The sequence below is a fragment of the Streptomyces sp. NPDC051217 genome (assembly GCF_044455465.1).
In the GTDB taxonomy this organism is placed as follows: domain Bacteria; phylum Actinomycetota; class Actinomycetes; order Streptomycetales; family Streptomycetaceae; genus Streptomyces.
In genome coordinates this window covers 167,995-182,241 of sequence record NZ_JBITEV010000009.1, presented here as the reverse complement: position 1 = coordinate 182,241, position 14,247 = coordinate 167,995, and the positions used below count along the sequence as shown (strand labels likewise).

The following is a 14,247-nucleotide window of genomic DNA, read 5'->3' as shown; positions in this document are numbered from 1 at the left end:
GGGTGAATGGAGCGATGTCCGTACGGGGGTGTTACCGCGAGTGGTGCGTGCCTGCGGGCGGACGGCCCCGCCGCCGCCCTCGGCACTTCCGGTGGCCGGGGCGGGAGCGGAGCCTGGGTCCGGTGGGACCTATCGCGCCTCGCGGGTGAGTCCGATCGTGTCGCGGTACCACTTGGCGCTGTCCTTGAGGGTCCTGACCTGGGTCTCGTAGTCGACGCGGACAATGCCGAAGCGCTTGTCGTAGCCGTACGCCCACTCGAAGTTGTCCATCAGCGACCAGGCGAAATAGCCGCGTACGTCGGCGCCCTGTGCGCGCGCCTCGGTGACGGCCGCGAGGTGGTCCGCGAGATACGCGGTCCGGTCCGCGTCCGGGACGGAGCCGTCGGCGGCGACGGTGTCGTCGAAGGCCGCTCCGTTCTCGGTGATCACGGTGGGGATTGCGTAGTCCTCCTGGAGGCGCAGGAGGAGATCGGTGAGTTCGGTCGGCGTGATCTCCCAGTCCATGGCGGTACGGGGCAGGTCACGGGGTACGGCGCGGGTGACGGGCAGCCCGTTGTCGTCCAGCGGGGAACCGCTCTCGGTGACACCGGAGAAGAGGGCTCCCCGGTAGAAGTTGACGCCGAGGACGTCCAGCGGATTGGCGATGATCTCCAGGTCGCCGTCCTGGACGGGCAGTTCGGCGCCGCGCAGCGCCAGGTCGGCGACGACGTCCTCGGGGTAGCGGCCGTGCACGAGCGGGTCGAGGTAGAGGCGCCGGCCCTGGCCGTCGGCGCGGCGGCAGGCCTCGCGGTCCGCCTCGCTGTCGGTCTCGGGCGTGGCCGTACCGAGGTTGAGGGTGATGCCGAGTTCGAGCGGGTTGTCGCCCGCGGCGTCGCGGATGCGCCGGGAGGCGAGCCCGTGGCCGAGCAGGAGGTGGTGCACGGCGCGGATCGAGTCGCCGAAGTCCTTACGGCCGGGGGCGTGGACGCCCACGTCGTATCCGAGGACCGCCGAGCACCAGGGCTCGTTCAAGGTGGTCCAGTGCTCGACGCTGTCGCCGAGCGCCTCGTACGCGAGCGCCGCGTAGTCGGCGAAGCGGTACGCCGTGTCACGGGCCGGCCAGCCGCCCGCGTCCTCCAACTCCTGCGGCAGGTCCCAGTGGTAGAGCGTGACCCACGGGGTGATGTTCTTCCCGTGCAGCTCGTCGACGAGGCGCTTGTAGAAGTCCAGGCCCTTCGCGTTGGCCGGCCCGCGCCCGCCGGGCTGGATGCGCGGCCAGGCGAGCGAGAAGCGGTACGTGTCCACCCCGAGGCCCGCGATCAGCTCCACGTCCTGCGGCATACGGTGATAGTGGTCGCAGGCCACGTCGCCGTGCTCCCCGCCCTCCACCGCACCCGGGACCCGGCAGAAGGTGTCCCAGATCGAGGGGGTCCTGCCGTCCTCGGCAGCCGCTCCCTCGATCTGGTAGGCGGAGGTGGCGACGCCCCAACGGAAGTCGGCAGGCAGGCCCTTGAGCGCCGTGGCGGGGCGGGTGAGGTCCTGGATGGGGGTGGCGTTCATGGGTCTCCTGGTTCATGGGTGAGCGCACGGCGCGGACGAGGGCGCGGGCGCGTGGAGCACGAGGCGGGCGTGGCGTGTTGTGCGTGGGGGCGTCGGTGGTCTCAGCCCGAGCGGGCCGCCGATGTGTCCCCCGCCGATTCCTTGGCTCCGGCCCCGGGCTCGGCTTCCGGCCCCGCACCCGACACGGACGCCGGGGCGGGACCGGCGGCGTCACCGGGGGCGGAGTGGTGCAGCCAGCAGGCCACGGTGCGTTCGGGCGCGCCGTCCGGCGCGGCCAGCACCGGTACATGCTCGGAGCACGGGTCGAACGCCTTGCCGCAGCGCGGGTGGAAGGAGCAGCCGGTCGGCATCGCCGTCAGGTGCGGCGGCGAACCGGGGATGCCGGCCAGCTCCCTCCGGGGCCCGTGCAGCGCGGGGAAGGAGTGCAGCAGCCCGTCGCTGTAGGGGTGGCGCGGGTCGCGGTAGATCTCGGCGGCACCCGCCTCCTCGACGATCCGGCCGCCGTACATGATCGCGATCCGGTCCGAGAACTCGATCAGCAGCGAGATGTCGTGGGTGATGAAGACGACCGAGAAGCCCAGCTCCTCGCGGAGCGCGACGAGTTTGCGCAGGATCTGACGCTGCATCACCACGTCGAGCGCGGTGGTCGGTTCATCCATGATGACGATCTCGGGCTCCAGCGCGAGCGCCATCGCGATCATCACGCGCTGGCGCATGCCGCCGGAGAGCTGGTGCGGGAAAGCGCCGAGACGGTCGCGGGAGATCCCGACGAGGCTCAGCAGTTCCTCCGCGCGCCCCGTGCGCTCGGCCTGCTTCATCCCCGGACGGTGCGCCTTGAGCACGTCGGTGAGCTGACTGTGCACCGTGTGCACGGGGTTGAGGGAGTTCATCGCGCCCTGGAAGACGATCGACAGCTCCTGCCAGCGGAAGGCGCGCAGCTCCTGCGGCGTGAGCGTCAGCAGGTCCACGGGGGCCGCGTCGCCCTGCGGCGGATGGTAGTGGACGTCGCCGCCGATGATCACCCCGGGCGGCGAGAGCAGCCGGGTCACGGCGTAGGCGAGCGTGGACTTCCCGGAGCCCGACTCGCCGGCGAGGCCGAGGACCTCGCCGCGGTGCAGGGTCAGGTCGATGTCGCGCAGCGCGTGGACCGCGCCGGGGCCGGTGCCGTAGTCGACATTGAGGCCGCTGATGGTGAGGACGGGGCGACCGGTCGTCATGAGCGGGGCTCCTTGCCGGGCGTGCGGTCGGGTGTCCGTTCCGGGCTCCGTTTCGGTGGGGCGGCCTCGGCGGGGCCGCTGCCGTTCGCACCGCTCGTCACGCTGGTGCCGGACCCCTTCGTCAGGGCCGATGCCGCCTTCGTACCGCCGGACCCGTTCGTACGGTCCGTACGGGCCACCGGCGTGAAGCCGACCCGCATCCGGATCTTCCGCGACGAGCCGCTCTCGGTGCGCAGCCGCGGGTTCACGAACTCGTCGATGCCGAAGTTGATCAGCGCGAGCGCGGTGCCGAGCAGGGCGATGCAGAGCCCGGCGGGCACGAACCACCACCACGCGCCCTGCGCGAGCGCCTGGTTGGACTGCGCCCAGAACAGGACGGTGCCCCAGTTCCAGTTGGAGATGTCGGCGACGCCGATGAAGGCGAGGGTGATCTCCAGCAGGACGGCGAAGATGACGGTGCCGACGAAGCCGGACGCGATCACGGCGGTGAGGTTCGGCATGATCTCGAAGCCGATGATCCGCCACGTCGGTTCGCCGGTGGCTCTCGCCGCCTCGACGTAGTCGCGCCGTCGTAGCGAGAGGGTCTGGGCGCGCAGCACACGCGCTCCCCACGCCCATGACGTGAAGGCGATCACGACGGCGATCAGCAGGTCGCCCGCGTCGGAGACGAAGCTGGCGATGATGATGATCAGCGGCAGCGCCGGGATGACAAGGAAGATGTTGGACAGCGCCGAGAGGATTTCGTCCACGACGCCGCCGAGGAATCCGGAGGTGACGCCGACCAGCACCGAGAGCACCGTCGCGAAGAATCCGGCGACGAAGCCCACCAGGAGCACACCCCGGGTGCCGACGAGGATCTGCGACAGCACGTCCTGACCGGTCTGGGTGGTGCCGAACCAGTGGTCGCCCGACGGCGGCTGGAGCAGCTTGTCGCTCATCATGTCGGGGTCGTACGGCGCGATCCACGGCCCGATGATCGCGAGCAGGGTGAAGAACCCCAGGATCGAGATCCCGGTGAGGGTCTTGCCACCGCGCAGGAAGCGCAGCCTGGCTCGCTTGGAGGGGGTGGGCGCCGGAGCCGCGTCGAGTACGGCGACCTCTGTCGCGGGGATGGACATGGCTCAGGCCTCCTTCCGGGTACGCGGGTCGAGGAAGAGATAGACCATGTCCGCGAGGAGATTCGCCGCGAGCACGGAGAGCGTGATGATCAGGAAGACGCCCTGCATCAGCGGATAGTCCTTGGCGCCGACCGCCTGGAAGAGCTGGTAGCCGATGCCCGGATAGGAGAAGACCATCTCCACCAGCAGCGTGCCGCCGACGATGAAGCCCAGCGAGAGCGCGAAGCCGGAGATGTTGGGGAGGATCGCGTTGCGCGCGGCGTACGAGAACATCACGCGGCGCTCGGAGAGCCCCTTGGCCTGCGCGACCATGACGTAGTCCTCGGACGAGACGGTCACCATCATGTTGCGCATGCCGAGGATCCAGCCGGCGATGGCGCTGAGGATGATCGTGATGCCGGGCAGGAAGCCGTGGTAGAGCGCGCTGGAGATGAACGGCACGTCGAACGCGGGCACCAGCGAGCTGTCGTAACCGCCGGCCGCCGGGAAGACCGGCCACTTGACGGCGAACAGGGCGATGGCGATGAGCCCGAGCCAGAAGTACGGGATCGAGGAGATGAACGTCGTGACGGGCAGCAGGCTGTCCATCCACGACCCGCGCCGCCAGCCGCTGTAGACCCCGATGCCGGTGCCGAGCAGGAAGCTGATCAGGGTGGTGAGGCCGACCAGCACCAGCGTCCAGGGCAGCGACTGCGAGATGACCTCGCTGACGGGCGTCGGGAAGAAGGTGAAGGAGAGCCCGAGATCGCCCTGGAAGAGCTGACCCCAGTAGTCGGTGTACTGCTGCCAGAGCGAGCGTTCCTTGTCGAGGCCGAAGAGGGCCTTGAGGGAGGTGATCGCGCTGGTGTCGAGCTGTCCCTGGAACCGGGCGATCAGGGCCTGCACCGGGTCGCCGGGCATCAGCCGCGGGATCAGGAAGTTGATGGTGATCGCCGCCCACGCCGTGATGGCGTAGAAGAGGATCCGCTGGAGGACGAACTTCACTTCGCCGCCACCTCCGTCGTGCTCGCGGTGGGCCCGGTGCCGGTGGGCTCCGTGCCGGTGCCCGTGACGGCGCCGCTCGCGGGGGCGCCGGGGACGGCCGTGGTGACGGGGCGGTCCTCGTACAGCCAGCACGCCGCCCACTGGCCGTCGTCGAGTTCGAAGCGCGGCGGCAGTTCGGTGCGGCAGCGCTCCATCGCCTTGGGACAGCGGGGGTGGAAGCGGCAGCCCCCCGGCGGGGAGATGAGTGAGGGGGGCTCGCCGCTTCCGGTCTCTTCCTGGGCCTCCTCGTCCGCGATCCGGTCGGGATCGGGGGCCGAGGCGATCAGCAACTGGGTATAAGGGTGCGCGGGTCGCTGGGTGACGGTCTCGCTGTCGCCGCCCTCCACGATCCGGCCCGCGTACATCACCAGGGTCGTGTCCGCGAAGTACCGCGCGGACGCGATGTCGTGCGTGATGTAGAGGATCGCGAGACGCAGGCGCTCCTTGAGGTCACGCAGCAGGTTGAGTACGCCGAGCCGGATGGAGACGTCCAGCATGGAGACGGGCTCGTCGGCGAGGAGCACCTTGGGGTCGGCGCCCAGCGCCCGCGCGATGGCGACGCGCTGGCGCTGGCCGCCGGACAGCTCGTGCGGGAATTTGTCCAAGTACTGCAAAGGGGGCAGGAGTTGGACGCGTTCCAGTAGTTCGCACGCCTCCGCCTCGGTGGCCTGCTTGCCGTGGATCTTCAGCGAGCGGGTGAGGTGGTAGCGCACCGTGTGTACGGGATTGAGCGAGGCGAACGGGTCCTGGAAGATCAGCTGGACCTGTTTCACGTACGCCCGGAAGGACCGGCCGCGACCAGCCTTGACCGGGGTCCCGCCGAGCCGTATCTCGCCCTCGGTGAGCGGATACAGCTGTGACAGCAGCCGGGCCACCGTCGACTTGCCCGACCCCGACTCGCCGACCAGCGCCGTGACACTGCCGCGCCGCAGGCGCAGCGAGACATCGTCGACGGCGTGGACGGTGCGGCGCCGGCGGCTGACGAGGTCGCCGACGGTCCGTCTGACGGGGAAGTGCTTGGTGACGCCGCGCGCTTCGAGCACGATGTCGCTGTCGTGCGTGGAGCCGCCACCGGCGGCGGTGCCGCGGTCCGGAGCGGGGTCACCGCCGGGGCCGTCCGCGTTCGTACCGGCGGTGGAGCCGTGCTCGGCGGGGTCTCGGTCGTGGTTGGTCATCGGCCGGCCTCGTTACTTCGCGGGCTTGAGGTGCAGTACGACATCCAGCGCGTTCGGCTGGGTCGGCTGCGGCGGGCCGTACGGGTCGGCCTCCGTGGGCCAGCCCACCCAGTTCTTCGTGGAGTACTCCGCACCGATGGGCGCCGCCGCCGTCGGGATCATCGGAACCTCGTCGACCATGATCTTCTGGAGGGTGTTCAGCGCCGTCGTACGCGCCGAGTCCTCCGTCGCGTTCGCGTACTCCTTCAGCGCCTTGGTCGCCTCGGGGCTGTCGAACCGGCCGAAGTTGCCGAGCGGCGCGTTCTTGCCGATGGGCTGGAGCAGCGCGCCGTCCATGATGTTCTGGTACATGTCGTACGGCGTGGCGCCGGAGTTGGTCCAGTGCAGCGTGGCGTCGAAGTTGCCGTTGCCGACGTCGGCGGTCCACGCCTCGGCGGTCTGCGTCTTGACCTTCGCCTCGATACCGAGGGGCTTGATGTTGTCCTTGATGATGGACAGGCCCGTGATGTAGTCGTTCCAGCCGGCGGGGTCGGTGAAGGTCAGCTTCACGGCCTTGCCGTCCGGGTCCTTCAGAGTGCTGCCGTCCAGCGTGTAACCGGCCTCGTCCAGGACCTTCTTCGCGCCGGCGACGTCGGGCTTGATCGTGACGCCCTTGTACTCGGGGGCGAGGAAGGACTCACCGGCGGGCAGCGGAATGCCGGTCGGGTTGGTGATCTCCGGGTAGAGCGTGGCCTGCGCCTGGATGTGGATCGCCTTGCGGTCGATCACCATGGCCATCGCCTTGCGGAGCGCCGGGTCACCGAGCGGGCCCTTGGTGGTGTTGAACCACAGTCCGTGGATGCCGAGGCCGGAGGGGAACCAGAGCTTGTTGTTCTTGGGGTCCTTGGCGACGTACAGCTGCTTGTAGTTCGGCATGAACACGAACGACCACTCCGCCTTGCCGTTGGCGAGTGCGGTGGTCTGCGCGCTGTTGTCGTTGTACGAGGTGAAGCGGAGCTCCTTCACCTGCGTCTTGCCCTTCCAGTAGGAGGACGTGGTGTCGAGCGTGGTGGTCTGCGGCGTGAACGTCTTGAGCTTGTACGGCCCCGAGCCCACCGGCTCGCGGTTGGGCCACGTCGCCGGGTCCTTGACCTTCTCCCAGATGTGCTTCGGAATGACGAAGGTCGTGGTGATCTTGTTCTGGTTGACGTACTGCGAGTCCTTGAAGGTGAGGACGACCTTGCCGCCCTCGACGGCTATGCCGTCGTAGGGCACGCCGTTTCCGTTGAGCGCCGGGAACTTCTTGATCAGCTCAAAGGTGTACGCCACGTCCTCGGCGGTCAGCTTCTTGCCGTCCGACCACTTCGCCCGCTCGTCGATCGTGAAGGTGACCTTGGTGAAGTTCGACTCCCACTTCCAGTCGCTCGCCAGCCAGGGCTTGCCCTTCTCACTGGGGCGAATCTGGTTGTTCATCACCAGGGGCTCGTAGATCATGTAGCGGTAGCCCAGCGACGCGCCGGCGGAGGTGCCGAGGAACGGGTTGCTGTTGTTGGTCTGCGGGCCGTTCGGCATACCGATGGTGAGGACGCCGGAGGCGCCGCCTGATGACCGGTTGGCATCCGAGTTGGCCGAGGAACATCCGACGGCGAGCGCGGCCACGACGGTGGCGGCGGCAAGCGCCCGGAGCTTGCGGTGTGCGGACATGGCGACTCCAGAAAGGGAATGCAGCTCTGTGGGACGGCGGGCCCGTGGAACTCGGGCCTGAGGACCGGGTGTGGTGCGTTACCTGGTGCTGTGTGCGGGTGTGCCGGTGGTGCCGGTGGTGCTGGTGTGCCGTGGTGCGGGTGGTGCGGCTCTTGCCGGTGGTGCCGGTGGTACGGCTGTACCGATAGTGCGCGTGTGCCGGATGTGCGGATGTGCGGGTGTGCCGGACCGACCGCGGTGCGGCGTTACGGCCGTACGGCCTTGCGGCTGTGCTGTTCTGACGGCGAGCCAGGTGGTGCGAAACCGAAACGCGGGTTACGCGGGTACGGAGTCGACGGGCACGACGGCCGACGGACTCGCGGCGGAACTCCCTGCCACAGCGGCCGGGTTCCGCGCGGAATGCGCCGCGGCCAGCGGTGCCGACTGCCGTACGACCAACTCGGTTGGAAGAATGACCGGTTCGTCCGGCGCGGTCGTCCCTCCCAAATGCCCGAGCAGCATCAGCGCCGCCGTCTCCCCCATCCGCCGGGTGGGCTGGCGGACGGTCGTCAGGGGCGGTTCGGTGTGCTGGGCCATCGGGATGTCGTCGAACCCGACCACGGCGATGTCGTCCGGCACCGACCGCCCCGCCGCGCGCAGCGCCCTCAGCGCCCCCGCGGCGCTGATGTCGTTGTGCGCGAAGACGGAGTCGAACGGGGTCCCGGCGGCGAGGAGTTGATCCACGGCCAAGCGTCCGGACAACTCCGTGAAGTCCCCCACCGCGACCAGGTCGGTCGGAAGGATCTCGCGGAAGCCGCCAAGCCGGTCGCGTACGCAGCCGAACTGCTCAGGCCCCGTGATGACCAGGGGTCTGCTGCGTCCGTCGGCCAGCAGATGGCGGGCGGCGGACGCACCTCCTTCGTGATTGGTGGTCACGACGGAGGGGAATTCGTCGGGGTGGCTGCCACGATCGTCGATGAGCACGACCGGCAGACCCTTGTGGCTGAGGGCGATGATCTTGTCGAGCGTGTTCTCGGGCTCGACGACGAGCAGTCCGTCGAAGGCCCGCGCGGAGACCTGGGTGGTGAAGCGCTCGACCGAGTCCGCGCCGCGGTTGAAGGTGAAGAGCAGCAGGCCGTAGCCGGCGGCCTCCACCGTGTCGACGACGCCCTGCAGGACTTCGCCCATCCACGGCCACGTCAGCGAGGGCACCAGCATCCCGACCGTACGGCTGTTGCCGCGGGCCAGTCCGACGGCGCCCGAGCTGGGCACGTATCCAAGAGATGCGATCACATCACGGACCCGCGCGGCCGTTCCGCTGTCGACCTCGCCCTTGGTGTTGATCACCCGGGACACGGTCGTCTTGCTGACGCCGGCCGCGCGGGCGACATCCGCAATGGTGACGCGCATCGGAGGGCCTCGAATCGTTGGGTGGAACCGGTTCCGGTACCGGTACCGGAACCGGTTCCAATTTGAGCGGTGAGTTAACCGGTCCAGACCAACGTCGTCAAGACTTCACACCGAAATTACTCGGGAGGTGACTCCTGAGGACCGAGAGGGGGTTATGCGTTCAGGTTCTGAATGTTCAATCCCTTGACTGGAGTTCACATCGGAGTTCACGCTCGCCTCACGATCCATGGATGACCCCCCACCCCTCCTCCAAGAAGGGCAGCGCCCCATGATCAGACCGAGTGGCACCAGACGGCGGCTGACGAGGATCCTCCTCGTCGGCGTGCTGACGACCGCCGGCCTCACCGGCGTCTCCGCGGGTACGGCGCAGGCCGCCGGCGAGCAGGTGAACATCTGGCTCACGACCACGAGCGACGGTGGCGGCCGCAATGTGACCCGAGGCCTTCAGCAGCAGACGCCCGTCAACTTCCAGCCGGGCAACGGCGGCAGCGGCACGAACGTCACCGTCAACGAGAACACCGAGTACCAGACCTTCACCGGCGGCGGCGCCTCGTTCACGGATACGGCCGCCTGGCTGATGAAGGGCAGCGGGGCGCTCTCCCAGGCCACCCGCGACGACACGATGCGCAAGCTCTTCTCGCCGACCGACGGCATCGGGCTCTCGTTCATCCGCAACCCGCTGGGCGGCTCCGACCTCGCGCGGTTCGGCTACACCTTCGACGACATGCCGGCCGGCCAGACCGACCCCGACCTGTCGGAATTCTCGATCGCACATGATCTCCAGGACGTGCTGCCCCTGACGAAGCAGGCGAAGCAGCTCAACCCGGCGCTGACGACGATGGCGTCGCCCTGGACCGCCCCGGCCTGGATGAAGGACAACGGCCAGCTCAACGGCGGCTGGCTGAAGGCGGAGAACTACGGCGTCTACGCCGACTACTTCGTCAAGTACCTCCAGGCGTACCGCGATCAGGGCCTGCCGATCGACTACATCTCGGCGCAGAACGAGCCGACCTGCTGCTCGTCGTACCCGTCGATGAGCTGGAACGCCTCGGGGCTCGCGTACTTCACCAAGTCCGAGCTGCTGCCGAGTCTCCAGGCGGCCGGTCTGCCCACCAAGGTGATGGCGCACGACTGGAACTGGGACACGTACGACGCGTACGCGGCGGCGACCGTGAACGACGCGGCGATCCGCAGCCACCCCAACTTCGGCGGCATCGCGTGGCACGGCTACGGCGGCGACGTCAACAAGCAGACGCAGGTGCACAACCAGTACCCGCAGCTGGACGCCTTCCAGACCGAGCACTCCGGCGGCACCTGGATCGGCAATCAGCAGACCGAGGACATGTCCAACATCATCAACTACACCCGCAACTGGGCGAAGTCGGTGACCAAGTGGTCCCTGGCGGTGGACCAGAACCGCGGTCCGCACAACGGCGGTTGCGGCACCTGCGACGGGCTGATCACCGTCAACAACGGCGGCGCGCAGCACGGTCAGGTGAAGTACAACATCGAGTACTACACGATGGGGCACCTCACCAAGTTCGTGACGCCGGGCGCGCACCGTATCGAGTCCTCCGCCAGCACCACGGTGCCCAACGTCGCCTGGCAGAACCCGAACGGCTCCAAGGCGCTGATCGCGTACAACGAGGCGTCGCAGGCGCGTGAGATCCGGGTCAACTGGGGCGGCCAGAACTTCAGTTACTCACTGCCCGGCAAGACGTCGGCCACCTTCACCTGGGCCGGCGGCCAGTCCGGCGACGGTGGCGGCGGTGGCGGCACCACCGGCACCCTGAACGGTCTCGGCGGCAAGTGCCTCGACGTGGCCGGCGGGAGCAGCGCCAACGGTACGGCGGTCCAGCTCTGGGACTGCAACGGCTCCGCGGCGCAGCGCTGGACCATCGGCGGCGACGGCACGGTGCGCACGCTCGGCAAGTGCCTGGACGTCGCGGCGGCGTCGACCGCCGACGGAGCAAAGGTGCAGCTGTACGACTGCAACGGCTCCGGGGCGCAACAGTGGAGATACGAGTCCGGCAGCGGTGACCTGGTGAACGCTCCGGCCGACAAGTGCGTCGACATCACCGGCAATTCGTCGGCGAACGGGGCGAAGGCGCAGCTGTGGAGCTGCACCGGGGCGGCCAACCAGAAGTGGCGGCTCCAGGCGTAGTACGCGGGCCGCGGTCTGCGGGCCGTTCCGCGCGTACGGGGTGTCGGTGACCGGACGGTCACGGGCACCCCGTACGTACGTCTGCCTGGGCTGCTCCCTCGGCCCTACTCGGCCGGCTCGACCCCGGCCCGCAGCAGTCCGTAGGTGTACGCGTCCTCCAGGGCCTGCCACGACGCGGCGATCACGTTCTCGCCGACGCCCACCGTCGACCACTCCGCCGTCCCGTCCCCCGTGGTGATCAGCACGCGCGTCGTGGACTCCGTGCCGTGCTTGCCCTCCAGGATGCGCACCTTGTAGTCCACCAGCTCCAGCTTGGCGAGCTGCGGGTAGATGCGCTCCAGACCGACCCGCATGGCCCGGTCCAGCGCGTTGACCGGCCCGTTGCCCTCGGCGGTGGCGACGATGCGCTCGCCCTTGGCCCACAGCTTCACGGTCGCCTCGTTGGCGTGCGAGCCGTCGGGGCGGTCCTCGACGATCGCGCGCCACGACTCCGTACGGAAGTAGGTGCGGGCCTTGCCCTCGGCCTCCTCGCGCAGCAGCAGCTCGAAGGAGGCGTCGGCCGCCTCGTACGTGTAGCCCTTGAGCTCGCGCTCCTTGACCCGGCCGACGACGCGGCCGACCAGATCGCGGTCGTCGCCGAGGTCGATGCCCAGTTCCCTGCCCTTGAGCTCGATCGAGGCGCGTCCGGCCATGTCGGAGACGAGCATCCGCATGGTGTTGCCGACCCGCGTGGGGTCGATGTGCTGGTACAGGTCGGGGTCGACCTTGATCGCGGAGGCGTGCAGCCCGGCCTTGTGCGCGAAGGCGGAGACGCCGACGTACGGCTGGTGGGTGGAGGGCGTCAGATTGACGACCTCGGCGATGGCGTGCGAGATCCGGGTCATCTCCGACAGCGCGCCCGGGGGCAGCACGTTCTTGCCGTACTTGAGCTCCAGCGCGGCGACGACGGGGAAGAGGTTCGCGTTGCCGACGCGCTCGCCGTAGCCGTTGGCGGTGCACTGCACGTGCGTGGCGCCCGCGTCGACGGCGGCGAGGGTGTTGGCGACGGCGCAGCCGGTGTCGTCCTGGGCATGGATGCCGAGCCGGGCGCCGGTGTCGACGAGCACGGTGGCGACCACGGCCTGGATCTGGGCGGGCAGCATGCCGCCGTTGGTGTCACAGAGGATGACGACGTCCGCGCCGGCCTCGGCGGCGGCCCGGACGACGGCCTTGGCGTACTCGGGGTTGGCGCGGTAGCCGTCGAAGAAGTGCTCGCAGTCGACGAAGACGCGCCTGCCCTGTTCGCACAGGTGGGAGACGGTGTCGGCGACCATCGCCAGGTTCTCTTCGAGCGTCGTACGGAGCGCGAGCTCGACATGCCGGTCGTGCGACTTGGCGACGAGCGTGATCACCGGGGCCCCGGAGTCGAGCAGCGCCCTGACCTGCGGGTCGTCGGCGGCGGCGGCGCCGGGACGGCGCGTGGAGCCGAACGCGACGAGCTTGGCGTGCTTGAAGTCGATCTCGCTCCGGGCGCGGGCGAAGAACTCGGTGTCGCGCGGGTTGGCGCCCGGCCAGCCGCCCTCGACGAACCCCACCCCGAAGTCGTCCAGGTGCCGCGCGATGGTCAGCTTGTCGGCGACCGTCAGATTGATGCCTTCGCGCTGGGCTCCGTCGCGCAGTGTGGTGTCGAAGACATGGAAACTGTCGTCGGTGACCGTTGATTCTGTGGTCATGACTCTGTGACTCCTGTCGAGTGTGGAATGTGGAGTGTGGGAGGGGTCTGGCTCCACTGCCACCGTCTTCGCGTGCGTCCCGTTTCGGCCGGGGTGGGGCCGGAAAACGAAAAAACCCCTCGCGGGTGCGAGAGGTCTGCGCGCGGGTCTGGGGCACGATGCCCGCTCCGTACGTGGTGGTACGTAGCGGTCACTGCGGACCGGCGCGCCTGCTGCCGATAATCATGGCGAACGAGAACACCACAGCAGTCTGGCACGTTCGCGCTCCGGTGGAAGCCCCGTCTCACGATGCGGGCGGTACGCGGGGGGGCGTACGGTGCGGGCGGTTCGGGCTGTACGCCCCCCGGCAGCATCTCCCCGGACCGGCTCAGACCAGCGTGTCCTCGATGAACTCGCGAACATGTCGCAGGACTTGGGCCCTGCCGGTGCCCGGTATGCCGACCACCACATGGACGCAGAAACCGTCGAGCAGCGCGCGCAGCCGGGTGGCGAACCGGTCCGGGTCGACGGCCCGCAGCTCACCTCGCGAGATCCCCTCGGCGAGCAGCGCCACCAGATCCCGGTGCCAGGCCCGCTCGATCGCCGCCTGCCGGTCACGGATCTCGTCGGCGGCGACCTGCGAGCGGTTCCAGACCTCCAGCCACAGCGTCCAGTGCGGATCGCGGTGGCCGTCGGGTACGTACAGGTCGACGTAGGCGTCCAGCCGCTCCCGCACCGCCACCTGCCGGGACAGCAGCGCCCGCCGCTCGGCACCGCGCCGCGACTCGCTCCACTCCAGGGTCTGGAGCAGCAGCTCGTCCTTCGTACGGAAGTAGTAGAGGAGGTGCCCGCTGCTCATCCCTACGTCGCGGCCGAGCCCCGCCATGGTGAGCCCGTCGAGCCCACGCCGGGCGATGGTGTCCATGGCGGCGGCGAGCACGGCCTCACGGGGCGGGGCCGCGTTGCGGCGGCGTGCGGTGGGTGTCACCCGTACGTTGTACCTGATGTGGGCACACGGTGTTGCCGTCGGGTCACACAGTGAATGCCACCGCCGCTTGTGACGGCCGACATCGACCGCCGGCCACGCCCGCCAACTCCCGCCCCGTCTCTTCGAGTCGCGGGGGGGGGGGGGGGGGGGGGGGGGGGGGGGGGGGGGGGGGCGGGGGCGGGCGCGCCGGCCCCCCCCCCCCCCCCGGCCCCCCCCGGCCCCCCCCCCCCCCCCGGGAGCGCCGCGCGCCCCGGGCGGCG

The 14,247-nt window shown here is 69.4% G+C and carries 9 protein-coding genes and 1 pseudogene; 1 reads left to right on the top strand and 9 read right to left on the bottom strand.

Annotation, left to right across the window (positions count from 1 at the left end; genetic code table 11):
* Positions 1 to 129: 129 nt before the first annotated feature.
* From ACIBBB_RS21415 to ACIBBB_RS21385, 7 genes and pseudogenes are all read right to left on the bottom strand, one after another.
* The gene (locus tag ACIBBB_RS21415; RefSeq protein ID WP_398984241.1) at positions 130 to 1,539 is read right to left on the bottom strand and encodes a GH1 family beta-glucosidase; all 1,410 of its coding nucleotides are present in this window, start codon (positions 1,537 to 1,539) and stop codon (positions 130 to 132) included.
* A 101-nt stretch (positions 1,540 to 1,640) separates the two neighbouring features.
* Complete coding sequence (locus tag ACIBBB_RS21410; RefSeq protein ID WP_398984239.1) at positions 1,641 to 2,756, bottom strand: ABC transporter ATP-binding protein; 1,116 nt, start codon at positions 2,754 to 2,756, stop codon at positions 1,641 to 1,643.
* Positions 2,753 to 3,874 carry an ABC transporter permease gene (locus ACIBBB_RS21405; RefSeq protein ID WP_398984237.1) on the bottom strand — a complete coding sequence of 374 codons (1,122 nt, stop codon included), beginning with the start codon at positions 3,872 to 3,874 and terminating at the stop codon, positions 2,753 to 2,755. The genes ACIBBB_RS21410 and ACIBBB_RS21405 overlap by 4 nt, the downstream gene beginning before the upstream one ends.
* A 3-nt stretch (positions 3,875 to 3,877) precedes the next feature.
* Positions 3,878 to 4,858, bottom strand: coding sequence for an ABC transporter permease (locus tag ACIBBB_RS21400; protein WP_398984235.1), 981 nt, complete (start codon positions 4,856 to 4,858; stop codon positions 3,878 to 3,880).
* Positions 4,855 to 6,072 (bottom strand): ABC transporter ATP-binding protein, encoded by a 1,218-nt coding sequence (locus ACIBBB_RS21395; RefSeq protein ID WP_398984232.1) that lies wholly within the window; start codon positions 6,070 to 6,072, stop codon positions 4,855 to 4,857. Before ACIBBB_RS21395 ends, ACIBBB_RS21400 begins: the two co-directional genes overlap by 4 nt.
* Before the next feature lie 12 nt (positions 6,073 to 6,084).
* The gene (locus ACIBBB_RS21390; protein ID WP_398984230.1) at positions 6,085 to 7,755 is read right to left on the bottom strand and encodes an ABC transporter substrate-binding protein; all 1,671 of its coding nucleotides are present in this window, start codon (positions 7,753 to 7,755) and stop codon (positions 6,085 to 6,087) included.
* A gap of 414 nt (positions 7,756 to 8,169) precedes the next feature.
* Positions 8,170 to 9,144 (bottom strand): annotated as a pseudogene (locus ACIBBB_RS21385) (LacI family DNA-binding transcriptional regulator); the annotation flags it as partial.
* Between the two features lie 268 nt (positions 9,145 to 9,412).
* On the opposite strand from ACIBBB_RS21385, the gene ACIBBB_RS21380 reads away from it, so the two are divergent.
* Positions 9,413 to 11,308: a ricin-type beta-trefoil lectin domain protein gene (locus tag ACIBBB_RS21380; protein WP_398984228.1), complete on the top strand. Its 1,896-nt coding sequence runs from the start codon at positions 9,413 to 9,415 to the stop codon at positions 11,306 to 11,308.
* A gap of 104 nt (positions 11,309 to 11,412) precedes the next feature.
* Here ACIBBB_RS21380 and cimA read toward each other — a convergent pair whose 3' ends face one another.
* Both cimA and ACIBBB_RS21370 read right to left on the bottom strand, forming a co-directional pair.
* Entirely contained in the window at positions 11,413 to 13,020 is a 1,608-nt protein-coding gene (cimA, locus tag ACIBBB_RS21375) for a citramalate synthase (RefSeq protein ID WP_398984226.1), read from the bottom strand.
* 367 nt (positions 13,021 to 13,387) lie between these two features.
* Entirely contained in the window at positions 13,388 to 13,987 is a 600-nt protein-coding gene (locus tag ACIBBB_RS21370) for a TetR/AcrR family transcriptional regulator (protein WP_398984224.1), read from the bottom strand.
* Positions 13,988 to 14,247: the final 260 nt, after the last annotated feature.

Coding starts and splice junctions, on each gene's coding strand:
- ACIBBB_RS21410 (WP_398984239.1), bottom strand. CDS start 2,756: ATGACGACCGGTCGCCCCGTCCTCACCATCAGCGGCCTCAATGTCGAC.
- ACIBBB_RS21405 (WP_398984237.1), bottom strand. CDS start 3,874: ATGTCCATCCCCGCGACAGAGGTCGCCGTACTCGACGCGGCTCCGGCG.
- ACIBBB_RS21415 (WP_398984241.1), bottom strand. CDS start 1,539: ATGAACGCCACCCCCATCCAGGACCTCACCCGCCCCGCCACGGCGCTC.
- ACIBBB_RS21390 (WP_398984230.1), bottom strand. CDS start 7,755: ATGTCCGCACACCGCAAGCTCCGGGCGCTTGCCGCCGCCACCGTCGTG.
- ACIBBB_RS21395 (WP_398984232.1), bottom strand. CDS start 6,072: ATGACCAACCACGACCGAGACCCCGCCGAGCACGGCTCCACCGCCGGT.
- cimA (WP_398984226.1), bottom strand. CDS start 13,020: ATGACCACAGAATCAACGGTCACCGACGACAGTTTCCATGTCTTCGAC.
- ACIBBB_RS21380 (WP_398984228.1), top strand. CDS start 9,413: ATGATCAGACCGAGTGGCACCAGACGGCGGCTGACGAGGATCCTCCTC.